Genomic DNA, 23,562 nt, shown 5'->3' with positions numbered 1-23,562 from the left:
TTGATGGCCGCGCAGGACAGACCTACCGTTCTTCTGGTCGAAGACGAGCCGGCGCAACGCGAAGTTCTGGCCTACAACCTCGATGCCGAAGGCTTCGAGGTTGCTCAGGCTGGCGACGGCGAGGAAGCGTTGATGCTGGTCGAGGAATCGCCTCCCGACATCATTATTCTGGATTGGATGATGCCGAAACTGTCGGGCATCGAAGTGTGCCGCCGCCTGAAGATGCGGCCCGAGACGCGCGGTATTCCGATCATCCTGCTTTCGGCCCGGGCCGAAGAGGTGGATCGGGTGCGCGGTCTTGAAACCGGGGCGGATGACTATGTCATCAAGCCCTATTCGGTGCTGGAACTGATGGCCCGTGCCAGGGCGCAACTGCGTCGGGTGCGCCCCTCGACCGCGGGCGTGGTGCTGGAATTTGCGGATATCCGTCTCGATCCCGAAACCCATCGCGTGTATCGGTCGAACAATATCCTGAAACTGGGCCCGACCGAATTCCGCCTGCTGTCCACCTTCATGGAAAAGCCGGGCCGGGTCTGGAGCCGCGAAGCGCTGCTTGATCGTGTCTGGGGCCGCGACATCTATGTCGATACCCGCACGGTCGATGTGCATATCGGGCGCCTGCGCAAGTCTCTGTGCCAGTTCGGAGGGGAAGACCCGCTGCGCACCGTGCGCGGTGCGGGCTATGCCTTGGGCTGAGACCGGGAAACCCGATTGAAAACCGACCGTTGCGTGGTTAGCATGCCGCATGATCACGCAACGGATGAAATACGCCTTGAAGGCACTTCTGGTGCTGGCCGATGAAAAGGCCGGGGCGGGCAGCGCGTTGCGGATCGAAGAGGTCGCGCAACGGGCCAATGTGCCCAAACGCTTTCTTGAACATATCCTGCTGGATATCCGCAATGCTGGCGTCATCGCATCGATTCGGGGGCGATCTGGGGGGTATGTGCTGGTGAAAGACCCGGCGCAGGTGTCGATTTCGGAACTGTTGCGCCTGATCGACGGGCCGATTGCCCCGCTGCAATGCCTGAGCCGCCACAGCTATCAGCGCTGCGAAGATTGCGCCGATGAGGAAAGCTGCCGCATCCGCCGTGTCTTTGCGGAAATCTTCTACAGCTATCTGGTGCTGATCGACAGCCTGACATTGGCCGACATGCTGCGCAGCGCGGCGGTTCAGGCCTCGGTGCTGCAAGGCGCGACCGCCGCGCGATAGCTTTGCCGCCCGCACAGACCGGATCATCGGCATATGTGGGCTTGACCGTGTTCCGCCCGGCAGAAAGGATGCCGCGACAGTTTGGGGGGAAGCGATATGGATATGGACAGGGCTTATGCCAATGGGGCTTTCATTCCCGGGGCAGACCAGTATCCGCCGAGATGGGCCACAGCGGCAGCGGCCTTTCGCGATGGCCTTGGTGCCCGGGCCGAAACCGGTATCGCCTACGGGCCGGGTGCACGGCAGGCGCTGGACCTGTTCTTGCCCGAAGGTACAGCCCGCGGGTTGCTGGTCTTTGTCCATGGCGGCTATTGGCTGGCCTTCGGGCGTGAGACATGGTCGCATCTGGCCGCCGGGGCGCTGGCGCGGGGATGGGCGGTGGCGATGCCATCCTATACCCTTGCGCCCGAGGCGCGCATTGCCACCATGACGCAGGAAATCGCCCGCGCGGTCGAGGTGGCCTCTGTCCGGCTGCCCGGCCTGCCCGTAGTCATCACCGGCCATTCGGCAGGCGGGCATCTGTCGGCGCGGATGGGCTGCGCCGATCAGGCCCTGCCCCACCTGCACCGCGTTGTGCCGATCTCGCCGCTGTCCGATCTGGCCCCCTTGATGCAGACCGAAATGAATACCCGCCTGAAGCTGGATGCGGCCGAGGTGGCGGCGGAAAGCCCGGCACTGCTGTCACTGCGGGCCGGGGTGCAGGCGCATGTCTGGGTGGGCGGACAGGAACGCCCGTCCTTCCTCTGGCAGGCCCGGTTGTTGTCAGAAGCCTGGAATTGCGGCTGGACGGTCGATCCGGGGCGCCATCATTTCGATGTGATCGACGCCTTGGCCGATCCGGCATCCCCCTTGATCGCGGCTTGTCTGAACGGGTTCTAAGGCTTGCAATTCACGCGGGATGATTATATTCACAATGCTGAATATAATCATCCCGAGGTTCCCATGCTGCGCGCCCTTCTGCTGACATGCCTGTTTACCTCGCCATTGGCGGCAGAACCTGTGGCGTTTCAGACCGTAACCGACTGGAAACCGGTTTATGGACGGGTAGAGGCGAAGGATCGCCTGCCCGCCCGCGCCCGCATCGGTGGCACGCTGGTCGCGCTGAACCTGGTCGAGGGCGACCGGGTCGCGGCCGGGCAGGAACTGGGCCGGATCGTCGATGACAAGCTGACCTTCCAGATCGCCGCCGTGCAAGCGCAGATCGAGGCCTTGCAGGCGCAGTTGGCCAATGCCCGGACCGAATTGCAACGCGGCGAAGACCTGTTGAAGCGCGGGGTCAGCACGGTGCAGCGGCTGGATGCCCTGCGCACGCAGGTCGATGTGTTGACCGGTCAGATCGCGGCACAACAGGCACAGGCCCGGGTGCTGGAACAGCAAGAGGCCGAGGGGCGCATCATCGCGCCGGTGGCGGGCCGGGTGCTGCAGGTGCCACAGGCGGTGGGTGCGGTGATCCTGCCGGGCGAGGCGGTGGTGACCATCGGCGGCGGCGGGTTCTTCCTGCGGCTGGCCGTGCCGGAACGGCATGCCAGCCTGCTGCAGCAAGGTGCCGCGCTGGAGGTGGAAACCCCCGCCGGGCCAGCCAATGGAACGCTGGCCCGCATCTATCCGCTGATCGAAAATGGTCGTGTTCTGGCCGATGTCGATCTGCCGGGCCTGTCAGATGCCTTTGTCGATGCGCGCGTCGTGGTCAAACTGCCAGTGGGGCAGCGGCAGGCCCTGCTTGTGCCATCGGCCGCTGTCCTGTCGCGTATGGGTCTGGATTACCTGCAACTTTCCGACGGGGAACGGGTTGTGGTGCCCGGCCAGCGGCATCTGGTGAACGGGGTCGAGATGGTGGAAATCCTGTCCGGCCTGCAGGTGGGCGATGAGATCGGGGCACAGCAATGACCCCGAAACTTGGTATTGCGGGCGGCCTGACGCGCGCCTTCATCGGATCGGCCCTGACGCCACTGTTCATTCTGGCAGCGCTTGCAGTGGGCCTCGTGGCGCTGGTCTCGCTCCCGCGCGAGGAAGAACCGCAGATTTCGGTGCCGATGATCGACATTCTGGTCACCGCCCAAGGCTTGCGCGCGGAAGATGCCGTGAAGCTGGTCACCGAACCGCTGGAAACCATCGTGAAGGGGATCAACGCCGTCGATCACGTCTATTCGCAGACGCGCGACGATGGCGCGATGGTGACCGCGCGGTTTCTGACCGGCACCCCTGCGGATGCGGCCATCCTGCGGGTGCATGAAAAGCTGCGCGCCAATATGGACCGGATGCCGGTCGGCATTCCCGAACCGCTGATCGTGGGCCGGGGGATCGACGATGTGGCGATTGTCTCGCTGACCTTGTCGCCCAGGCCCGGGGCCAGCATTGGCCCCGCCGATCTGACCCGCATCGCCCGCGAATTGCGGTCGGAAATCGCCAAGACCGAAGATGTCGGCCTGACCTATCTGGTCGGCGAAGCCTCTGAGGCGATCCGCATTGCCCCCGATCCGGCGCGGCTGGCGCTCTATGGGGTGACGCTGCAGCAACTGGCGCAGAAGGTGCAGCAGGCCAACCGGGCGATGAACACCGGCAAGCTGCTGGATCAGGGTCAGGAAATCGATCTGGTGGCGGGGGAAACGCTGACTGCGCCGTCCGAAGTGGCGAACCTTCTGCTGACCACCCGCGATGGCCGCCCGGTCTATGTGGCCGATGTGGCAGACGTGGCCTATGTGGAAAACACTGCGGATGCGCTGGTGTCGCATCTGTCGCGCGACGCAACCGGCGCGGTGCAGCGCGCGCCTGCGGTCACGCTGGCCGTGGCCAAACGCGCCGGGGCCAATGCCGTGGTGGTGGCCGAGGCGGTGTTGCACCGGGTTCACACGCTGGAAGGCCGCCTGATCCCCGAAGATGTGGCGGTCACCATCACCCGCGATTATGGCGAAACCGCCAATGAAAAGGCCAATGAACTGCTGTTTCATCTGGGCCTTGCGACTGTCTCGATCATCGGGCTGGTGCTGATCGCCATCGGCTGGCGCGAAAGCCTTGTCGTGGCCATCGTGATCCCGGTCACCATCCTGCTGACGCTGTTTGCCGCCTGGGTCATGGGCTATACGCTGAACCGGGTCAGCCTGTTCGCGCTGATCTTTTCCATCGGCATCCTTGTCGATGACGCCATTGTGGTGATCGAAAACATCGCGCGCCATTGGGGCATGGGCGATGGCCGGGCACGCCCGCAGGCCGCCATTGATGCCGTGGCCGAAGTGGGCAACCCCACCATTGTGGCCACGCTGACCGTTGTGGCGGCGCTTTTGCCGATGCTGTTTGTCAGCGGGCTGATGGGCCCCTACATGTCGCCCATCCCGTCCAATGCTTCGGCGGCGATGATCTTTTCGTTCTTCGTCGCCGTCATCATCACGCCCTGGCTGATGGTCAAGATCGCAGGCAAGGCCCCGGCCCATGCGCATGACAGCCATGGCCCGGCAGGTGGGCGTCTGGGTGCGGCTTTTGCAACAGTGGCGCGGCCGCTGCTGGCCACCAAAGCCCGCAGCCTGACCTTCCTGCTTGTGACGGCGGCGCTGTCCTTCGGGTCGCTGGGGTTGCTTTACACCCAGCATGTCACGGTGAAGCTGCTGCCCTTTGACAACAAGTCGGAACTCTCGGTCACCATCGACCTGCCGGAGGGCAGCAGCCATGAGGCGACCGACCGCGTGGCACAGGATGTGGCGCAGGTGGTGATGGCCCTGCCCGAAGTGGTGTCGGTTGAAACCCATGCCGGGACGGCAGCGCCCTTCAACTTCAACGGGCTGGTGCGCCACGCCTATCTGCGCAATGCGCCGGAACTGGGCGAAGTGCAGATCATGCTGGCCCCCAAACATGACCGCGACCGCGCCAGCCACGACATCGCGCTGGAGATCCGCGAACGTCTGGCGGACCTGAAGGTGCCACCCGGCACGGTGCTGAAAACGGTAGAACCCCCACCCGGCCCGCCGGTCATGGCGACCTTGCTTGCCGAGGTTTACGGCCCCACGCCAGAAGCCCGGCGCGCGGCCGCCGCGCAAATCCGCGAGGCCTTTGAACAGGTGCCCTTCATCGTCGATGTTGACGACAGTTTCGGCACCCCGCCACGCCGCCTGCGTGCCACGATTTCCACCGACGATCTGGAATTCTTCGCCGTGCAGGAACAGGATGTGTTCGACACGATCGCCCTGCTGAATGCGGGGCAGACGGTCGGCTATTCGCATCGCGGCGAAGGGCGCCAGGCCCTGCCCATCGTGATCGACCGGGCCAAGGCGGATCGCGTGCTGGATGAAACCGCGCTGTCCACCCCGATCCCGGCCAATACCCTGCCGGGTGCGCGGGGCGTGGTGGAACTCGGCGATGTGATCCGCGTGACCGAGGAAACCGCAAGCTTCCCGATCTTCCGCCACAATGGCCGCGCGGCCGAGATGGTCACCGCCGAACTGGCGGGGGATTTCGAAGCCCCGCTTTACGGCATGATCGCAGTGGCCAAGGTGCTGGAAGGGATGGAGTGGCCCGAAGGCACCCGCCCTGTCATCAGCCTGAATGGCCAGCCCGAGGATGAGGCCGGCATCACCCTGCTGTGGGATGGCGAATGGGAGGTGACCTGGGTGACCTTCCGCGACATGGGCGCGGCCTTTGCGGTGGCGCTGTTGGGCATCTACATCCTTGTTGTGGCGCAGTTCGGATCGTTCCGGCTGCCGCTGGTGATCCTGACACCGATCCCGCTGACCTTTCTGGGGATCATGGCCGGGCATCTGATCTTTGATGCGCCGTTCAGCGCGACCTCGATGATCGGGTTCATCGCGCTGGCCGGGATCATCGTGCGCAATTCGATCCTGCTGGTGGACTTCATCCGCCATGCGCCACCCGGCCTTGGCCCGGTGGAGCTGCTGATCGAGGCGGGCGCGATCCGTTTCAAGCCGATCCTGCTGACCGCCATCGCCGCCATGATCGGCGCGGTGGTGATCCTGGCCGACCCGATCTTCCAGGGCCTTGCCATTTCGCTGTTGTTCGGGCTGCTCAGTTCAACCCTGCTGACGGTGCTGGTGATCCCGGCCATCTATCGGGTGTTCAAGACCTGATGGAACCATCTTTAGGCGGATTTCCGTCGGACCGGGGCATAGAGGCTTGGCCAGCGCCGGTCCCGCAGGTTACACCAAAGGCAGATCTGGACAACACGGATAGGCCCTTCGCATGTGCACGCTTTGCTCCGCCCTGAACCCGACCGACCTTGCGGCAGGCTCTGACCTTCATCTGGGGAATGCACCCAATGCCAAATTGTCCAGTTTCACGCTGGATCAGATCGCGGATCAGCTGACCGAAGGCTACTGGACCTTCAACGAAGAAGCCCCGAACCGCAGCTTTGACGTGGCCCCGGGTGGCACACTGACAGTGGATTTCGGCGATCTGGGGGCCGATGAACGCTATCTCGCGCGGGCGGCACTGGAAGCCTGGACTGATGTGACCGGCATCATCTTCGAAGAATTCGTCGAACCCGATCTGACCGATGTTTTCGAAATCGGGGATGCGGGCGAAGGCACGACCACGGCCGCGCGGATGACGGTGGGCCAAGCCTATCATGGTGAATTGACCAGCGACACAGATACGGATTGGGTTGCTGTCCGGCTTGAGGCGGGCAAGACCTATACGGTCGCACTGGCCGGTGAAGGCGACAGCTTCGAGGCTTTGGAAGACCCGCGCCTGTTCCTTTACGATGCGCAAGGCAGGCTGGTGGCGGAGAATGATGATTTTCAGGGTGGGCTCAACAGCCTGCTGACCTTCACCGCCACCACAACCGGCACCTATTATGTGCGCGCCGCCGCCTATCAGGATGATTTCGGGGCATATGTGATGGGCGTGGCCGAAGGTGCGATGACGCCGCCCCAGATCACCTTCACCAATTCCGAAGAACTGGACGGAGCCTATGCAACATCCGAACTCGACGGGAACACGATCCTGAGTTCAGCGATCAATATCGGCACCGAATTCAATTCGGAACCGTTTTCGCTGAATTCCTACTGGTTCGAAACCTATATCCATGAAATCGGCCATGCCCTGGGCCTTGGCCATGCGGGCAATTACAACGGCAGCGCCGTGTTCAGCCGTGATGCGCATTACGCCAATGACAGCGTGCTGAATACGATCATGTCCTACTTCGATCAGGACACGAACCCGAATTTCGACGCCGATTATGGTTATGTCTCGACCCTGATGCCCGCCGATATCATCGCGATCCAGAATCTTTACGGAAGCAACGTGCAAACGCGCACCGGCGATACGGTCTATGGTGCCAACAGCAATGTCACCGGCTATCTGGGCGATCTGTTCGGGGCCATGTTCGATGGGGATGCCGCGGCTGCTCGGATCTGGCAGGACAGCAACATGGCCTTCACCCTGTTTGATACCGGCGGTCATGATACGGTGGACATGTCTACCGTTCGGGCGCGGCAGACTATTTCCTTGACGGCGGGCGAACTGTCCTCGGTCGGCGGCTTCAAGCTCAATATGGCCATCGCCCGGGGCACGGTGATCGAAGACGCCATCGGCGGCAGTGGCGCAGACCGGATCACCGGCAACAATGTGGGCAACCAGTTGGTCGGCAAGGCTGGCAATGACCGGCTGATCGGGGGTGGCGGGGCCGATACCCTGATCGGGGGGGTGGGCAATGACCGCATGATCGGCGGCACCGGTCGCGATGCCGTGTCCTATGCCGAGGCGCGCAACGCGATCCGTGTCGATCTGAACCGCACCACCGCGCAGGACACTCGGCAGGGGCGCGACACGCTGACCGGGATCGAGGACGTGATCGGATCACGGTTTGGCGACCGTATCACCGGCAGCAATCGTGCAAATGACCTGGATGGCCGCGCGGGCAATGACACGCTGGCAGGCGGGCGCGGCGATGATGTGCTGGCTGGTGGGGCCGGGGCCGATACGTTCCGCTTCAATGCTGGTGCCGATCGCATTACCGATTTTGCCGCAGGTCAGGACCAGATCGGCTTTGATGATGCGCTTTGGGGCGGCGGGCGCCGCAGTGGCGAGCGTATCCTTGAGGCCGCCGAAGTGGTCGGCGATGCGGTCGTCTTCACCTTTGGCCAGGGCAACAGCCTGACACTGGAGGGCATCAGCAGCCTTGCCGGTCTGGCGGACAACCTGTTCAGCTACTGACCCAAGGCCTGCCGGTCAGATCAGCACCAGCATGGCGCGCAAGGCATCCAGGTTCGGCACATCCTCAAGCAGGAGCCGGCCCTGGTTGCCGAAATCCAGTACAACATCAGCCCCAGTATCGCGGGCAAAGCGTGTGATCACGCTGGAAACGGTGGTATTGGACCCGAGCCCAAGATCCGACAGGTCAAGATGGACACGGTCGCCCTCGGCCCGGCTGGCATCCCGAATGGTATCGCGGCCGGACCCGAACACAAAGACATCCCCCCCGGAGCCCCCCGTCAGCACATCATCGCCCACCCCGCCAACCAGCCGGTCACGGGCAGAACCACCGCTCAGCGTGTCATTGCCATTGCGGCCAAACAATTGATCAGCACCTGAATTCCCGCTCAGACGGTTGTTGCCGGCATTGCCGAGCAATCTGTCATTGCCGCTGCCACCCAGCAGCGCCTCAATGCCGATCAGCGTATCCCTGCCATGGCCCGTTTGCTGCCCGCCCTGTTTGGCCAGATCAATCTGCAAATTGGCGCGCGCATCGCGGTAATCGGCAACATCATAGCCCGTCCCGCCCGCAAGCCGGTCATTGCCCTGGCCGCCCCGCAGCGTATCATTGCCGCGCTGTCCTGCCAGCGTATCGTCACCTGCACCGCCCTGCAGGATATTGGCCCGCTTGTTGCCCGAAAGCCGATCATTGCCATCGCCGCCCCGCGCATTCTCAATCCCGGTGATGATGTCGCGCCCGGCACCACCGGTTGTCTGCACGGCCTTTGTTCCCAAAGTGATCGAGACCGCCGGCAGGCCGTCGTACCAGACCCAGTCCTTCAGCCCGCTGCCACCGTTCAACGTATCATCCCCAAGCCCGCCGATCAGCGTATCGCTGCCAGCCCCTCCGGACAGGGAATCATTGCCTGAGCGACCTTCCAGCCGATCATTGCCGCTACCGCCGACAAACACATCCGCCCGATCCGTGCCCGCGATCCGATCCCCGAAGCGCGATCCGACCAACACTTCCACACCGTCCAGCCGGTCTCCCTTTGCGGCCCCCCGAAAAGACCCGGATGCAAGATCGATCCGCACTGCACTTCTCGCCTCGGCCCAGGTCACGGTGTCGATCCCCTGGCCGCCAATCATCAGATCGGCCCCTGAACCGCCATCCAGCGTGTCATTCGCTTCGCCACCATCCAGCGTATCGGCGCCCTTGCGGCCGATCAGAACATCCAGCCCGCCCCGCCCGAGCAGCCGGTTCCCGCCCCCATCGCCGCGCAACGTATCGTCAAGCCGTCCGCCCGCCAGCCCTTCGATGCCTTCCAGCCGGTCCTGCACAATGGATCCGGCTGTTGCCGCCTGCGTGTTCAGATCGGCCAGCACAGGGGCCTGAACCGCGCCATAGTCCACCAGATCAAAGCCGCCCCCGCCGCGGATCACATCGCGCCCACCGCTGCCACCGACGAAGGTATCCGCGCCTGCGCCGCCCTCCAGCGTATCATTGCCGGTCGTGCCCAGCAGTCGCAGCCCCGGATTGACCGGCGGCGCCACCACATGCCACAGGCCGAACAGATCGGAGGAGGTAAAGGTCTCCGACGGCAAGGGCCGCCCGCTGGAGGAATAGATATACACGATTTCGTCGTTCCAGCGCAGGATCAGCATGTCGGGGCGTTCCAGCGACTCCACCACTTCGATGGAATAGACCCGCCCCCAGTTCGACAGATCGAGCCGATCCTGCCCGGGGGTGAAATCGCGGATCGTGTCGGCCTCGCCATCCGCCAGCAGAACGAACAGATCGGCACCGGAACCACCGGTCATTTCATCGCGTCCGGTTCCATCCACCAGTATGTCGTCGCCTGCCCCACCCTGCAGCGTGTCATTGCCAGCGCCCCCGGCCAGCAGGTCGTTGTTGCCCCCCCCGATCAAGCGGTCATTGTCCTGACGCCCGACCTGCTGCCGGGCCAGAGTACCCGGGTCAAGGGACAGCCGCAGCACACCGCTGCCTTCGGTGCCGATGATCACTTCGATCCGGCCATTCACCAGCACCGCCTCGATCGCGGAAATATTGTCCAGCGGCATGCGGTCTGTCAGCAATTGCTGGGCCACAGAAACCAGCTTGCCATCGGGCAAGAGCATGAAGGCCGACAGACCTTCATCATTCCCCCCGGCAAACACGAATACGCGATCCCCCACCACCACCGTGGCCATGGCCTGCACCGATTGGAACCGGGTATCCAGTGTATCGACAATATGATCGGTCAGACGAATGCGGCCATTGCTGCCCAGCAGCAGCACCGAAATTGACGACGATCCACCACCGGCCAGAAAGACCCAGGTGTTTCCGCCGGTCTGCACGACCTCAAGGGCACTGGGGGCAGAAATGCCCAATCCCGCCGGCGCCCCGACCTGCGAGATCACGGACAACCGCCCGTCACTTGACAGTTCTGCCACCGTGACCGTTTCGGCCGCCGTGGACAGTGACAGCACAAAGCTGCGGCTGCCGATGGTCACGATCTGCAGATCGGCGATGGTCACACCCAGCGTTGCAGGATCGGTCAGCTGGGTGACGCTGCGCCTGCTCATGCTGCCATTGTCGGCGATCTGCCAGACCTCGACAAAGGCGCTGTCCTTCATGGCCAGAACCACCGTTCCACCGCTGAAGGCCTGCGCCACCACCACGCCAGAGGGACCATTGGCAAAACCCCGCTCTGCCCCGATCATCCCGCGATCATCCAGCGCATAGCCGATCGGGCGCGACGCCCACCCCCCGAAGGATGCCAGAACACCGTTGTCCAGCACGGCCAGACGGCCCGGTGCCGACAGAACATTGCTTGCGGCCAGCCCCTGCTGGTCGATCAGGGTCAGCCCGTCATCCGTCTGATCCAGCCGGAGCGCCAGAATCCCGCCCCCGGCACGCGTCGTCGTGAAGACCTGAACAACGCCGTCCACGACACGCAACGCAATATCCGTTACCCCGGCAAGCATCTGTGATGCCGCAGACCGGAATACGCCCCGCAACTCGAAGCTGAACACCTCGCACCCTCACCACCCCGTATCACCCGTGGTCAGTGTAGCGGCCAGTTTCTTTTCACCGGCTTAACGCAGCAGGGCTTGCCCGTGCAGACTGGTGGCAAGATTGCGGTCTTTGGGCAGAATCTGTGTCAAATCCTGTTTGACAGGGCGTAAAGAAAAGGGGCTGGTGGAAACAATCCCCCGCCCCCGTAGCCTGTGTAACGCCAAAGGGTCAGCGCCCGACCCCGACATAGGTTTCAAACCCTGCGGCCAGAACCTCGTCCCGATCATAGACATTTCGCAGATCGGCAAGCCGCGGATGGGCCATCTTCTTGGCCAGCTTGCCCAGATCCAGCGCGCGGAATTCGTTCCATTCCGTCAACAGCACAAGCAGATCAGCCCCCTGAGCCGCGCCATAGGCGCTCTCCACCCATTTGACGCCGGGCAACAGCGCCTCGCCTTCATGGCGGCCCTGGGGATCGACCACCCGCACCTTCGCTCCAGCCCCGACCAGAGCCGGAATGATGGTCAGCGACGGCGCGTCGCGCATGTCATCGGTATTGGGTTTGAATGTCACGCCAAGAATGGTGATGACCTTGTCGCGCAGCGCGCCATCGCACAAATCCTCGATCTTTTCGATCATGCGGTGCTTGATCTCGTCATTCACCCGGATCACGGTTTCGGTGATCTGCATCGGCACGGCATGGTCCTGCCCGATCCGGGCCAATGCCTTGGTATCCTTGGGGAAACAGCTACCACCATAGCCGGGGCCTGCATGCAGGAATTTCGATCCGATCCGGCCATCCATGCCGATGCCCTTGCTGACCGCCTTCACATCGGCCCCGACCTTTTCGCACAGGCGGGCGATTTCATTGATGAAGGTGATCTTGGTCGCCAGAAAGGCATTGGCGGCATATTTGATCATCTCGGCGGATTCGAGATTGGTATAGACCACCGGAAATTCGCGCAGTGAGAGCGGGCGATAGATGTCGGCCATGGTCTTGCGGGCGCGGTCGTTTTCAACGCCGACCACCACACGGTCAGGGCGCATGAAATCATCGATCGCCGCCCCTTCGCGCAGGAATTCGGGGTTGGAGGCCACGTCGAACGGCGTATCGCCCGCTGTGCGGGCCACGGCCTCGGCCACCTTGCGATTGGTGCCCACCGGCACGGTGGATTTGGTCACGACAACCGTATAGCCGGTCAGTGCTGCGCCGATTTCCTCGGCCGCTGCCATGACATAGCGCAGATCGGCATGCCCATCGCCGCGCCGGGTGGGGGTGCCCACCGCGATGAAAACGGCATCCGCCCCCGCCACAGCCGCCGCCAGGTCCAGCGTGAAAGACAGACGCCCAGCGGCCACGTTCTTGGCCATCAACTGTTCCAGCCCGGGTTCATAGATCGGCACTTCGCCGCGCAGCAGCTTTTCGATCTTTGCCGGGTCTTTATCAACGCAGACGACCTCGTGGCCGAAATCCGAAAAACACACGCCGGAGACCAACCCGACATACCCGGTCCCAATCATTGCAATCTTCATCGTCTCTGCCCGTTTTGCCGCCTGCGGTCCTGTGGGCGCATCGGTTGCGCCCCTTTGCATCCTTAACAGGCCAAAGCGGGCCTGCAACAGCCGTCTAGGCGGCAATCCGGGCGAAAGAATGGCATTGTTGCGCGCTCCGCGACAGTCTGGCGGATTGCGTCGGCAAATTCCGTCAGAGCTTGGTCGCCAGAACCGCAGGCGTGGCCTGACGCTTCAACACTGCTTCGCGCCAGGTGATATAGCTGATTGCAGCAATGATGACCCCGCCGCCCAGCAGCACGAAGGCATCAATCCCTTCGCCAAAGACCAGGGCGCCCAGCAATGTGGCCCAGACAAGTTGCAGGAAGGTCACCGGCTGGGTCACCGTCAGCGGAGCAACCGCGAAGGCGCGGGTCATGCAGTAATGGCCCGATGTGGCGCAGGCCGCCACCCCGGCCAGCGCCGCCAGTTGCGACAGCGATACCGGCTGCCACACCATCAGCGCCAGCGGTGTCAGGCCCAAGGTCACGCTCAGGCTCATCATCGCGACAATTGCCCCTGCACTGGCCAGACCGCTCAGCCGTTTCGCAAACAGATAGGATCCGGCAAAGAAGAACGCGGCCCCCACCTGCGCCAGATGGCCGTCTGTCACCTCGCGCAGACCGGGCCGCAGGATGACAAGCGCCCCCAGGATCGCCACACCCACCGCCAGGATGCGCCGCAGCGCCAGATGTTCGCCAAAGAACAGCGCAGCCCCCAGCGTGACCAGCACAGGGTTCAGATAGCCGATGGCCGTCACCTCGGCCACCGGCAGGCGGGCCATGGCATAGAACCAGCACAGCACGGCCGCCGTATGCACCACGCCGCGCAACGCAAACAGCCGCAGCGCGCCGGGGGCAAAGCCTGCACGCAGCATGGGGGCCATTGTCGGCAACAGGAACATCACGCCAAAGGCAAAGCGCAGAAAGGCGCTTTGCGCCGTGGGCAGATCGGTGCCCAGCCAGCGCACCAGCCCCGTTACCCCGACAAAGCTCAGGCCAGAGCCCAGCATCCACAAAACGCCCTCAAGGGGGCGCATCTCGCGCGCGTCCATCATGGGATCACCCAAGCCCATGGCCCGGGCGGGCGCAAGCGCTGCTTTGTGACCCGAACAATCAGCCCCCGAACGCCAGCCCCGCCGCAATGGCCCACATCAGGCTGCCGATCGCGATTTCCAGCACGACCCAGGCACGGGGGCGCGCAAAGACCGGGGCCAGCAGCCGCGCGCCGAACCCCAAAGCGGTGAAGAAACTCAGCGACGCCGCCGCTGCCGCCACACCGAAAATCAGGCCATGGGGCGCGTATTGTGCCGAAATGGAGCCGACCAGCACCAGCGTATCCAGATAGACATGCGGATTGGCCCAGGTGAACAACAGGCACATCGCAACCACCCGGCGCAGCGGCACCGGGTCACTGGCGGCAGGCACCAGCGCCTCGCCCCCTTTGGCCGCCGCCCGAAAGCGCAGAGCGCCATAGGCCAGCAGAAAGGCCACACCCAACCAGCGCATCGCCTGCCCGAACCATGGCGCTGCCTCGGCGATGCGGCCAAAACCCATGACCCCCGCCATCATCAGCACCGCATCCGACCCGGCACAGATCGCCACGACCGGCAACACATGTTCGCGCCGCAGCCCCTGTCGCAGGACAAAGGCATTCTGCGCCCCGATGGCCACGATCAGGCTCAACGATACCAGATAGCCCGCAATTGCCGCTTCAAGCATCTGACAGCCCCTGCAAGACGGCCATCGCCCGATCCGCATCCTCCGCAGGCAGAAAGATGTGATCGTGGTGAAAGCCCGCGATCATGTTGGCGCTGATCCCGGCCTGCGCCAGCGCGCCCGATACGGCAGCGGTCAGGCCCACGGCCTGCAACGCACTGTGAATGGTCAGGGTGATCCGCGCCATCGGCCCCTGTGGCGCAAGCCCTGCCGCCAGAAGCTGCGCCATCGGCGCGATGAGCGTCAGCCCTTCCTCTTCGGCCACTGTGGCAAAGGCGGTCACCCCCGCAGGCGGGGCAGCGGCCAGCGCATAGCCCCAATCGCGCCCGCACAGGGCCGGTTGCATCCCTGCCAGCAGTTTCTGCAGATCCGTTTCCCCAGACATCGCATCCCCCGATCCTTGATCCCCGGCTTTGGCTTGACATATCCCCGGCACATCGGATCAATCCAGTTAAGATTCCTTCAGTTGATTAAGTTTCTCTAATGCTCGACTATCCGCAGCTTCTGGCACTGGCCACCGTCCATCGTCGCGGCAGCTTTGATCTGGCGGCGGCGCAGCTTGGCCTTACCCCCTCTGCCATCTCGCAGCGCGTCAAGGCGCTGGAGGAACGGATGGGCACCCTGGTGATCCGCAGGGGCCAGCCTTGCAGCGCGACCGAGGCGGGCTTGCGGCTGATCCGTCATCTGGAAGAGGTGGTTCTGATGGAGGCGGCACTTGACCTGCCGGGTCAGGCGCCCGCCATCACCCGCATCGCAGTCAATGCCGACAGCCTGGCGACCTGGGTGATCCCCGCTTTGGCCGAAACCGACGGGCTGCTGTTCGACATCGTGATCGACGATCAGGATGTGAGCCAGGATTGGCTGGCGCGGGGCGAGGTTGCGGGGGCGATCACCGCCAGTTCCGGCCCCCTGCAGGGCTGTGATTGTCTGCCCTTGGGCACGCTGCGCTATCTGGCAACGGCCAGCCCTGGATTCGTGGCGCGCTGGCTGCCCGATGGCCCCACCCCAGCGGCCATGACCCGCGCGCCCGCCCTGACCTTCAACGACAAGGACAGGCTGCAGGCCCGATGGCTGCGCCGCGCTCTGGGGCCGGGTCTGGCCTTTCCCAGCCACCGGCTGGCCTCGTCACAGGGCTTTGTTGATGCGGCACTGGCGGGGCTGGGCTGGGGCATGAACCCGCTGCCTCTGGTGGCCGATCATCTGGCGGCTGGCCGGTTGGTGGAGCTGATCCCCGATACAGAGCTGGACATTCCGCTGTTCTGGCAATTTGCCCGGCGCAATGCACCGGCGCTGGCCCCGTTGACCCGGGCCTTGCACCTTGCGGCCCGGAACCGCCTGATCTGACCCCACCCGCAAATCTTGCAACAGGGCCACCAGCATCGCGCGGCAGTTGCTGCAGGTGCAAAATCAGGCTATGCTGCGCGTGTTACTATTTGACCGATTTTCCTGACCTTCCCCTTTTCCAAAGGTGTTCCATGGCGCTTTTTCACAGCAGCAATGCCAGCGATTTTCGTGCGGCAACCTCCGGCTTCGGGTTGGATGTCTTTGCAACGGTATCGCCGTCACGGCTGTTTCAACAGCAGTTGAACAGCGGTAACTGGAGCATCGCGCTTTATGATCGCCAAAAGGACTGGGCGTCAGAGCTTTTGCCAACGACCCAGACCATTCACAGCAACAACCGCGACCTGACCCAGTTTCTGTTCGGAACCGGGTTGGCCATCTCGGGCGGGCAAGTCAGCGCCGGGCAAGTGTCGGGCTGGTATGTCGATCAAGGCGATGGTCTGGTAATGCTCGCCCATGCCGATCTGGCTGGCCGCGATGTGGCCGCTGCCGCAGCTTCGGAAACGCGCGCGGATGATCTGATGATCCTCAGGCAAGCGCTGGCTGGTGACGATCTGATGATCCTGTCGAACGGCAATGACTATGCGCAATCCCATGGCGGGCAGGATATTCTTGGCGGCAATACAGGCCATGACACGCTGCGCGGCGGCAGTGGCGGGGATATGGTGCTGGGGGGCGTCGGCAATGATCGGCTGCTGGGCGAAAACGGCAATGACCTGCTGGTCGGCGCACAGGGGCAGGACCATCTGATCGGTGGCAGGGGCGATGACACGCTGGATGGCGGTCTGGGCCGCGACACAGTGACAGGGGGCAGCGGCAGCGACAGGTTCGTGTTCCGGGGCGGTGACGCTGCCGCCGTCATCACTGATTTCGGCACAGGCGACCGGCTGGTTTTCGCGGGCGATCTTGAACGTGACGACCTGACCGTTGCCCGGCGCGGAGATGACCTGATCCTGCGGATCGCCGACATGACCATCACCTTGCAGGATGTCAGCCGCAGCGCGCTGAAAGAGCGCATGATGATTTTCGGGGATGACCCGGTTACCGCCCGCTTCGACGCCTTTCTGGACGGATGGAGCTTTGCGTGATGATCAAGGCCCGCCCCCGCAGCGCCCGATGATAAAGAAGGCCCCCTGACCGGCAGTCAGGGGGCCTTTCACTTATGATCTGTCAGGCTGGTTCAGCCCAGTTGGGCCGCCACTTCATCCGACATGTCGAAATTATGGGTGACGGTTTGCACATCGTCATCCTCTTCCAGCATGTCGATCAGCTTCATCAGCTTTTGTGCGGTGTCGAGATCAACCTCGGTCCGCGATTGCGGGCGGAAGATCAGTTTGGATTCGGTGGATTCGCCCAAGGTCTTTTCCAGCGCATCGGAAACTTCGGACAGGTTTTCTACCGCGCAATAGATCCAGTGGCCTTCCTCATCGGATTCCACGTCATCCGCGCCGGCCTCAAGCGCCGCCATCATCACCGTATCGGCATCGCCCACGCTGGCCGGGTAGGAAATCTCGCCCACCCGATCAAAGCTGTGGCTGACCGATCCGGTCTGGCCCAGATTGCCGCCAGCCTTGGTGAAATAGCTGCGTACATTGCTGGCCGTGCGGTTCAGGTTGTCGGTCATCGCCTCGACGATCACCGCGATACCGCCCGCACCATAACCTTCATACCGGATTTCGGTGTAATCCGCCGCATCGCCACCCATGGATTTCTTGATCGCGCGATCAATCACGTCCTTGGGCATCGAAACGGCCTTCGCCGCCTTCACCGCAAGACGCAGACGCGGGTTCTTGTCAGGGTCGGGATCGCCCATCTTGGCCGCGACGGTCAGTTCTTTCGACAGCTTGGAAAACATCTTGGAGCGCAGCTTGTCCTGCTTGCCCTTGCGATGCTGGATATTGGCCCATTTGGAATGGCCTGCCATGGCCCTGCTCCGGTCGTTTGTACGATGATGGGCTCCTCTACACCAGCCGGGGGGGCGCGGGCAACCCCTGCCCCCCTTGCGCGTCTGGCGCGGAATTGGCACTGCTTGCGGATGGATCACGCCTTTGCCTTTGCCGGGGCGCATTTGCGGGCCATGGCCTGCGGGGCGCTGCACTGGCCCGACCAGCGGTTGCTGGTGGTTTCTGACCTGCATTTCGGCAAATCCGCCCGGCTGGCCCGGCGCGGCGGGGCGCTGCTGCCGCCCTATGAAACCCGCGAAACCCTGTTGCGGCTGGATCAGGCGCTGGAGGTGACCGGGGCACAGCGGGTGATCTGTCTGGGTGACAGTTTCGACGATCTGCAGGCCGAGGCCGAGCTGGAGGAGACAGACCGGCTCTGGCTGATCCGGCTGATGGCGGGGCGCGACTGGATCTGGATTGCGGGCAATCACGATCCGGGCCCGGGCCATATCGGCGGCAGCCACCGGTCAGACATGCGGCTGGCTGGCCTGACCTTCCGGCACATGGCCGAAACCCCGGGGGGCGAGGTTTCGGGCCACTTCCACCCCAAGGCCCGGCTGGCCGGGCAAAGCCGACCCTGCTTTCTGATCGATGGTGATGCGCGGCTGATCCTGCCTGCTTTCGGGGCCTATACGGGTGGGCTGTGGTGCGGGGCTACCGCACTTGACGCGGTGATGGGTCCGGGCGCTTTGGCCGTGCTGACTGGCCCCCGCGCCCTGCCCCTGCCCTATGCAGCCGCCTGTCAGAGCAGCCCGCGATCTTCCAGCTTGGCGCGATGAGATTTGCTGACAGGCATGCGCAGTTCAGGGCATAGCCGCACCCAGACCCGGCCATTTTCCTTTTCCACCGCACGAATCGCAGCCCATGCCACCCAATGCGAGCGGTGAATCTGCGTGCCCGCTTCGCCTTCGGCTTCGGCAATCGCATCCGCCAGCCGGATCAGCAGCGCCCCGCGCCCCTTGCTGGTATAGACATCGACATAATGGTCACGCACCGTCAGGGCCAATAGCCGCCCCTGCAATTCCGGCTCCAGCCGGGCGACAACACGCGGCAGCGGCTGGTCTTCGGGTTGATCTGGCAGATCGGCGGTTGACAACAAAACCGGTACAGCGCCGGTCGTCAGCATTTCGCGCACGGCCCCGATCAGGAGCGAGATGCCAAACACAAAGATCACCAGATCAATCAACGACGGGCGCATGGCCTCAACCGCGTCAAAGACCCGTGCCGACAACAGATAAAGCGGCCCGGACATGACAAGCGCGGACAACACCGCCACCAGAACTGCACCTCGGAGGAAATCGGTCTGGCGCAACACCCCGCGCACAAAGGCCCTGATGGTCATGCCGACCATCATGCCGACGGCCATCAACCCCAACCAGAGCAAAATGCGGCTTGGAAGATCCAGTGCCCAATACGATCCGAATGGACCAGAAACCCCGAGAATCAAACCGAAGGCAAGCCAAGCCACATAGGGCAAGGGGCTTTTCAGATCAGCGGTCAGAACTGAGATAAAGGCCGCCATTACAAATCGGAATATTACCATGCACCTGCAGCAGCGATAATCGTTACACCTCTGCAGCGCAACACGCGATTGCGTTGCGCAGCGCAAGTTCATGTCGCTTTGCGACATATATGGCAGCCGCCCCGGTCAGAAATGTCGCGGGGCGGCGCCCGTGTCAGGCCGTCAGCCCGGCCGGTTCCGGCAGGCCATGGGCACGGCAGCAGGCCGTCAGTGTATTGGCCAGCAGGCAGGCAATGGTCATCGGCCCCACCCCGCCCGGTACCGGGGTAATGGCCCCTGCCACAGCCGCAGCGCTTTCAAAGTGGACATCGCCCACCAGCTTGGCCTTGCCCTCGCGTTCGATCCGGTTGATGCCGACATCGATCACCGTCGCCCCGGGCTTGACCATATCGCCCGTGATCATCTCGGGCCGTCCGACGGCGGCCACAAGAATATCGGCCCCGCGACACACCGCAGCCAGATCCTTGGTGCGGCTATGGGCAATGGTCACGGTGCAGCTATCCCCCAGCAGCAACTGGGCCATGGGCTTGCCCACGATATTGCTCCGTCCCACGACGACCGCATTCATCCCGGCCAGCTTGCCATGGTGATCGCGCAACATCATCAGACAGCCAAGCGGTGTGCAGGGCACCATGCTTTTCTGCCCCGTGCCCAGCAGGCCGACATTCGAAATGTGAAAGCCGTCCACGTCCTTGGCCGGGTCGATCGTGTTGATGACCAGCTCCGAATTCAGATGCGCCGGCAGCGGCAACTGCACGAGAATGCCGTGGATTTTCGGATCGGCATTCAGCTTGCCGATCAGGTCCAGCAGCACAGCCTCGGACGTGTCGGCAGGCAGCTTGTGTTCGATCGAGGCCATGCCAACCTCGACCGTCTGCTTGCCCTTGGATGACACATAGACCTGGCTGGCCGGGTCTTCGCCCACCAGAACCACCGCGAGACCGGGCTGCAGCCCATGTTCCTCCTTCAGCCGCGCCACATGGCCCGCGACCTCTGCCCGTACCTTGGCCGCAAAGGCCTTGCCGTCAATGATTGCCGCCGTCATGGTGTTCTCCCTCAGCGTTCCACCGCAAAGGCGGCGGTGTAATGATCCATTTGCATGCGCGTGGCCAGCACGGCGTTTTTCATCAGCGTGGCCACGGTGACCGGCCCGACCCCACCCGGAACCGGGGTGATCCAGCCCGCCACCTGGGCGCAACTGTCGAAATCGGCATCGCCCACCGTGCGACCATCCACCCGGTTGATGCCGATGTCGATCAGCGCAGCCCCCGGTTTCAGCATCTCGCCCGTGACCAGACCGGGCTTGCCCACCGCCACAAAGACGGCATCGGCGGCGCGGCTGTGCACGGCAACCTGCCGGGTCATGTGATGGCAGACAGTCACCGTGGCCCCCAGCCCCATCATCAGAAAGGCGATGGGTTTTCCCACGATTTCCGAATGGCCGATGACACAGACATCCAGCCCTTCCATGCGCAGCGGCAGGGTTTTCAGGATTTCCACCGCAGCCACGGCGGTGCAGGGGCCAAGCGTCAGGTCGTTATAGACGATATTGCCGATGCTGGCCGGATGCATGCCTTCCACATCCTTCATCGGATGCACGGCCTTCTGCAGGGTCTTGACCGGAATATGGGCGGGCAACGGGCGCTGGATGATGATGCCATTCACCCTCGGGTCGGCGTTCAACCCGTGAAGCACGCCGATCAGTTGTTCAAGGCTGATCTCGGCAGGGTAATTGCGCGCCTCGAAGGCGACCCCCGCCGCCTCGGCCTGGCGCTGCTGATTGCGGACGTAAAGTTCCGCCGCAGCCACATCGCCCACCGAAATCGACACCAGGCGCGGCGCCCAGCCCCGTTCAGCCAGATCGCCAGCCTCGGCCTGCACCTGCCCCAGCATGCGTGCGGCGATGGCCTTGCCGTCAATCAGGGTTGCGGTCATGCGTGCCTTCCACTGCTGTGGGCCGATCCTGCAATACGGCCCGCGCGGGTCATCCCTTGCGCAGGCTGTCGGGGCCCAGATGGGTTTCCTCGCGCGCAATCGACCAATCGATCAGACGGCGCCAGAATTTCTCGATCAGGTCGGGGGGCAGACCCGCTGCCTCGGCATGACGGCGCACATTGGCCACCACTTCCTCCACCCGATCCTCGATGCGTGCCGGCAGATCGACCCTGGATTTGATCTGCGCAGCGCGGTCGATATAGGCGGCACGTTCGGCAAACAGGGCCACAAGCGTTTCGTCCAGCCGGTCGATCTCGGCCCGGACATGGGCCATGCTGTCGCAGTCTGCCGGTTTGCGCATCACGCTTCCTCCGATAAGTCCGCCCCCGAGATAAGGGGGCGGACCGGAAGACGCAACGGGGCGCAATGCCTCAGAACAGGCCCTCGACATGGCCCTGATCGTTCAGCCGGATGACTTCGGCGCTCGGCACTTTCGGCAGGCCGGGCATGGTCATGATTTCACCGCAGATCACCACGATGAAGCCTGCGCCAGCCGAAAGCCGCACTTCGCGCACCGGAACCGAATGGCCGGTGGGGGCACCGCGCAGGTTCGGATCGGTGGTGAAGCTGTACTGCGTCTTGGCCATGCAGATCGGCAGATGGCCATAGCCGGCCATTTCCCATGCCTTCAGCTGATCGCGGATCGACTTGTCGGCCAGCACTTCATCGGCGTGATAGATGCGCTTGGCGATGGTTTCGACCTTCTGGAACAGCGGCATGTCATCGGGATAGAGCGGCGAGAAATTGGCCGCGCCCGATTCCGCCAGGCTCACCACCTTGCGGGCCAGGTCCTCGATCCCTTCCGACCCCTTGGCCCAGTGCTGGCACAGGATCGCCTCGGCGCCTTGCGCCGCCACATAATCCTTCACCGCCTGAATTTCGGCATCGGTGTCGCTGTAGAAGTGGTTGATCGCCACCACGACCGGCACGCCAAAGCCCTTCACATTGGCGATGTGACGGCCAAGGTTCGGGCAGCCCTTCTTGACCGCTTCGATGTTCTCGGCTCCCAGATCGGCCTTGGCGACGCCGCCGTTCATCTTCATGGCGCGGACGGTGGCCACGATCACGGCTGCGGCCGGTTTCAGGCCCGCCTTGCGGCACTTGATGTCAAAAAACTTCTCGGCCCCCAGATCGGCCCCGAAGCCCGCTTCGGTCACGACATATTCGCCCAGTTTCAGCGCGGTCTTGGTCGCGATGACCGAGTTGCAGCCATGGGCGATGTTGGCAAACGGGCCGCCATGCACGAAGGCCGGGTTGTTTTCCAGCGTCTGAACCAGGTTCGGCTGCATCGCGTCCTTCAGCAGCACGGTCATGGCCCCATCGGCCTTGATGTCGCGGCAGTAGATCGGGGTCTTGTCGCGGGTATAGGCCACGACGATATCGCCCAGACGCTTTTGCAGGTCGTCCAGATCGTTCGACAGGCACAGGATCGCCATGACTTCCGACGCCACGGTGATGTCAAACCCGGTCTGGCGCGGGAAGCCGTTCGACACGCCGCCCAGCGACACCACGATATCGCGCAGCGCGCGGTCGTTCATGTCCATCACACGACGCCACACCACGCGGCGTTCGTCGATGCCCAGGCTGTTGCCCCAGTAGATGTGGTTGTCGATCATCGCCGACAGCAGGTTATGCGCGCTGGTGATCGCGTGGAAATCGCCGGTGAAATGAAGGTTCATCTCTTCCATCGGCACGACCTGCGCCATGCCACCGCCAGCCGCGCCACCCTTCATCCCGAAATTCGGGCCGAGCGAAGCTTCGCGGATGCAGATCACGGCTTTCTTGCCGATCCGGTTCAGGCCATCGCCCAGACCCACAGTGGTGGTGGTCTTGCCCTCGCCCGCGGGCGTCGGGTTGATCGCGGTCACCAGAACCAGCTTGCCGTCGGGCTTGTCTGCCAGCGACTTGATGAAATCCTGGCTGACCTTGGCCTTGTCATGGCCATAGGGCAGCAGCGATTCCGACGGGATGCCCAGCTTGGCACCGATCTCCATGATCGGCTTTTTCTTGGCTTCGCGTGCAATCTCGATATCGGTCTTGAAGGCCATGATCTCTCCTGCGGGTGTGGCGCCCAGATGTGTTTGACCGCACGATACCGACAGGATTGCCCCCCGACAGGGTGGTTT

General features: G+C 63.4%; 20 protein-coding genes. 9 read left to right on the top strand and 11 right to left on the bottom strand.

Going from position 1 to position 23,562, the window contains the following annotated elements; translation table 11 throughout:
• The first annotated feature begins 3 nt into the window (after positions 1-3).
• From phoB to V6590_RS09320, 6 genes are all read left to right on the top strand, one after another.
• Positions 4-696, top strand: coding sequence for a phosphate regulon transcriptional regulator PhoB (gene phoB, locus V6590_RS09345; protein WP_335422220.1), 693 nt, complete (start codon positions 4-6; stop codon positions 694-696).
• A 49-nt stretch (positions 697-745) separates the two neighbouring features.
• On the top strand, positions 746-1,210 hold the full coding sequence (locus V6590_RS09340; RefSeq protein WP_335422218.1) for an RrF2 family transcriptional regulator: 465 nt from the start codon (positions 746-748) through the stop codon (positions 1,208-1,210).
• A gap of 96 nt (positions 1,211-1,306) precedes the next feature.
• Positions 1,307-2,089, top strand: a complete 783-nt coding sequence (locus V6590_RS09335; protein ID WP_335422216.1) for a hormone-sensitive lipase — start codon at positions 1,307-1,309, stop codon at positions 2,087-2,089.
• A 63-nt stretch (positions 2,090-2,152) separates the two neighbouring features.
• On the top strand, positions 2,153-3,097 hold the full coding sequence (locus V6590_RS09330) for an efflux RND transporter periplasmic adaptor subunit (protein ID WP_335422213.1): 945 nt from the start codon (positions 2,153-2,155) through the stop codon (positions 3,095-3,097).
• Entirely contained in the window at positions 3,094-6,282 is a 3,189-nt protein-coding gene (locus tag V6590_RS09325; RefSeq protein WP_335422211.1) for an efflux RND transporter permease subunit, read from the top strand. Before V6590_RS09330 ends, V6590_RS09325 begins: the two co-directional genes overlap by 4 nt.
• A 112-nt stretch (positions 6,283-6,394) precedes the next feature.
• Positions 6,395-8,368, top strand: coding sequence for a M10 family metallopeptidase (locus tag V6590_RS09320; RefSeq protein WP_335422210.1), 1,974 nt, complete (start codon positions 6,395-6,397; stop codon positions 8,366-8,368).
• Positions 8,369-8,383: 15 nt separating this feature from the next.
• Here V6590_RS09320 and V6590_RS09315 read toward each other — a convergent pair whose 3' ends face one another.
• From V6590_RS09315 to V6590_RS09295, 5 genes are all read right to left on the bottom strand, one after another.
• Positions 8,384-11,335: a calcium-binding protein gene (locus V6590_RS09315; RefSeq protein WP_335422208.1), complete on the bottom strand. Its 2,952-nt coding sequence runs from the start codon at positions 11,333-11,335 to the stop codon at positions 8,384-8,386.
• A 259-nt stretch (positions 11,336-11,594) separates the two neighbouring features.
• The gene (locus tag V6590_RS09310; RefSeq protein WP_335422206.1) at positions 11,595-12,899 is read right to left on the bottom strand and encodes a UDP-glucose dehydrogenase family protein; all 1,305 of its coding nucleotides are present in this window, start codon (positions 12,897-12,899) and stop codon (positions 11,595-11,597) included.
• A gap of 172 nt (positions 12,900-13,071) precedes the next feature.
• Positions 13,072-13,974 (bottom strand): DMT family transporter, encoded by a 903-nt coding sequence (locus V6590_RS09305; protein WP_335422204.1) that lies wholly within the window; start codon positions 13,972-13,974, stop codon positions 13,072-13,074.
• 58 nt (positions 13,975-14,032) lie between these two features.
• Positions 14,033-14,638, bottom strand: a complete 606-nt coding sequence (locus V6590_RS09300) for a LysE/ArgO family amino acid transporter (RefSeq protein ID WP_335422202.1) — start codon at positions 14,636-14,638, stop codon at positions 14,033-14,035.
• Positions 14,631-15,020, bottom strand: a complete 390-nt coding sequence (locus V6590_RS09295) for an ACT domain-containing protein (protein ID WP_335422200.1) — start codon at positions 15,018-15,020, stop codon at positions 14,631-14,633. Before V6590_RS09295 ends, V6590_RS09300 begins: the two co-directional genes overlap by 8 nt.
• 98 nt (positions 15,021-15,118) lie before the next feature.
• On the opposite strand from V6590_RS09295, the gene V6590_RS09290 reads away from it, so the two are divergent.
• Together V6590_RS09290 and V6590_RS09285 are read left to right on the top strand one after the other, a co-directional pair.
• Positions 15,119-15,979, top strand: a complete 861-nt coding sequence (locus V6590_RS09290; protein ID WP_335422198.1) for a LysR family transcriptional regulator ArgP — start codon at positions 15,119-15,121, stop codon at positions 15,977-15,979.
• 131 nt (positions 15,980-16,110) lie between these two features.
• Positions 16,111-17,064 (top strand): calcium-binding protein, encoded by a 954-nt coding sequence (locus V6590_RS09285; protein ID WP_335422196.1) that lies wholly within the window; start codon positions 16,111-16,113, stop codon positions 17,062-17,064.
• Positions 17,065-17,156: 92 nt separating this feature from the next.
• Here V6590_RS09285 and V6590_RS09280 read toward each other — a convergent pair whose 3' ends face one another.
• Positions 17,157-17,900 (bottom strand): YebC/PmpR family DNA-binding transcriptional regulator, encoded by a 744-nt coding sequence (locus V6590_RS09280; protein ID WP_335422194.1) that lies wholly within the window; start codon positions 17,898-17,900, stop codon positions 17,157-17,159.
• A 111-nt stretch (positions 17,901-18,011) separates the two neighbouring features.
• Here V6590_RS09280 and pdeM point away from each other — a divergent pair, with 111 nt between their 5' ends.
• Positions 18,012-18,698, top strand: a complete 687-nt coding sequence (gene pdeM, locus V6590_RS09275) for a ligase-associated DNA damage response endonuclease PdeM (protein ID WP_335422193.1) — start codon at positions 18,012-18,014, stop codon at positions 18,696-18,698.
• Here pdeM and V6590_RS09270 read toward each other — a convergent pair.
• From V6590_RS09270 to V6590_RS09250, 5 genes are all read right to left on the bottom strand, one after another.
• A complete protein-coding gene (locus V6590_RS09270; RefSeq protein WP_335422191.1) occupies positions 18,662-19,285 on the bottom strand; it encodes a LytTR family DNA-binding domain-containing protein in 624 nt (207 codons plus the stop codon). The genes pdeM and V6590_RS09270 overlap by 37 nt on opposite strands.
• 310 nt (positions 19,286-19,595) lie before the next feature.
• Positions 19,596-20,486 (bottom strand): bifunctional methylenetetrahydrofolate dehydrogenase/methenyltetrahydrofolate cyclohydrolase FolD, encoded by an 891-nt coding sequence (gene folD, locus V6590_RS09265; protein WP_335422189.1) that lies wholly within the window; start codon positions 20,484-20,486, stop codon positions 19,596-19,598.
• An 11-nt stretch (positions 20,487-20,497) separates the two neighbouring features.
• A complete protein-coding gene (locus tag V6590_RS09260) occupies positions 20,498-21,376 on the bottom strand; it encodes a bifunctional 5,10-methylenetetrahydrofolate dehydrogenase/5,10-methenyltetrahydrofolate cyclohydrolase (RefSeq protein WP_335422187.1) in 879 nt (292 codons plus the stop codon).
• Between the two features lie 49 nt (positions 21,377-21,425).
• The gene (locus V6590_RS09255; RefSeq protein ID WP_335422185.1) at positions 21,426-21,737 is read right to left on the bottom strand and encodes a chorismate mutase; all 312 of its coding nucleotides are present in this window, start codon (positions 21,735-21,737) and stop codon (positions 21,426-21,428) included.
• A gap of 70 nt (positions 21,738-21,807) precedes the next feature.
• Positions 21,808-23,484: a formate--tetrahydrofolate ligase gene (locus V6590_RS09250; RefSeq protein WP_335422183.1), complete on the bottom strand. Its 1,677-nt coding sequence runs from the start codon at positions 23,482-23,484 to the stop codon at positions 21,808-21,810.
• Positions 23,485-23,562: the final 78 nt, after the last annotated feature.

The organism is Gemmobacter denitrificans, assembly GCF_036964905.1.
Taxonomy (GTDB): domain Bacteria; phylum Pseudomonadota; class Alphaproteobacteria; order Rhodobacterales; family Rhodobacteraceae; genus Gemmobacter; species Gemmobacter denitrificans.
The sequence above is the reverse complement of the archived record's forward strand: the minus strand, read 5'-3'. Positions and strand labels throughout refer to the sequence as shown.

Bases quoted from the DNA above. Each gene is read 5' to 3' on its own strand.
- V6590_RS09315 (WP_335422208.1), bottom strand. From the start codon at position 11,335: ATGCTTGCCGGGGTAACGGATATTGCGTTGCGTGTCGTGGACGGCGTT.
- V6590_RS09280 (WP_335422194.1), bottom strand. From the start codon at position 17,900: ATGGCAGGCCATTCCAAATGGGCCAATATCCAGCATCGCAAGGGCAAG.
- V6590_RS09340 (WP_335422218.1), top strand. From the start codon at position 746: ATGATCACGCAACGGATGAAATACGCCTTGAAGGCACTTCTGGTGCTG.
- V6590_RS09290 (WP_335422198.1), top strand. From the start codon at position 15,119: ATGCTCGACTATCCGCAGCTTCTGGCACTGGCCACCGTCCATCGTCGC.
- V6590_RS09320 (WP_335422210.1), top strand. From the start codon at position 6,395: ATGTGCACGCTTTGCTCCGCCCTGAACCCGACCGACCTTGCGGCAGGC.
- V6590_RS09250 (WP_335422183.1), bottom strand. From the start codon at position 23,484: ATGGCCTTCAAGACCGATATCGAGATTGCACGCGAAGCCAAGAAAAAG.
- V6590_RS09300 (WP_335422202.1), bottom strand. From the start codon at position 14,638: ATGCTTGAAGCGGCAATTGCGGGCTATCTGGTATCGTTGAGCCTGATC.
- V6590_RS09270 (WP_335422191.1), bottom strand. From the start codon at position 19,285: ATGGCCGTCGGCATGATGGTCGGCATGACCATCAGGGCCTTTGTGCGC.
- V6590_RS09295 (WP_335422200.1), bottom strand. From the start codon at position 15,020: ATGTCTGGGGAAACGGATCTGCAGAAACTGCTGGCAGGGATGCAACCG.
- folD (WP_335422189.1), bottom strand. From the start codon at position 20,486: ATGACGGCGGCAATCATTGACGGCAAGGCCTTTGCGGCCAAGGTACGG.
- V6590_RS09255 (WP_335422185.1), bottom strand. From the start codon at position 21,737: ATGCGCAAACCGGCAGACTGCGACAGCATGGCCCATGTCCGGGCCGAG.
- phoB (WP_335422220.1), top strand. From the start codon at position 4: ATGGCCGCGCAGGACAGACCTACCGTTCTTCTGGTCGAAGACGAGCCG.
- V6590_RS09305 (WP_335422204.1), bottom strand. From the start codon at position 13,974: ATGATGGACGCGCGCGAGATGCGCCCCCTTGAGGGCGTTTTGTGGATG.
- V6590_RS09285 (WP_335422196.1), top strand. From the start codon at position 16,111: ATGGCGCTTTTTCACAGCAGCAATGCCAGCGATTTTCGTGCGGCAACC.
- V6590_RS09330 (WP_335422213.1), top strand. From the start codon at position 2,153: ATGCTGCGCGCCCTTCTGCTGACATGCCTGTTTACCTCGCCATTGGCG.
- V6590_RS09260 (WP_335422187.1), bottom strand. From the start codon at position 21,376: ATGACCGCAACCCTGATTGACGGCAAGGCCATCGCCGCACGCATGCTG.
- V6590_RS09335 (WP_335422216.1), top strand. From the start codon at position 1,307: ATGGATATGGACAGGGCTTATGCCAATGGGGCTTTCATTCCCGGGGCA.
- V6590_RS09325 (WP_335422211.1), top strand. From the start codon at position 3,094: ATGACCCCGAAACTTGGTATTGCGGGCGGCCTGACGCGCGCCTTCATC.
- V6590_RS09310 (WP_335422206.1), bottom strand. From the start codon at position 12,899: ATGAAGATTGCAATGATTGGGACCGGGTATGTCGGGTTGGTCTCCGGC.
- pdeM (WP_335422193.1), top strand. From the start codon at position 18,012: ATGGATCACGCCTTTGCCTTTGCCGGGGCGCATTTGCGGGCCATGGCC.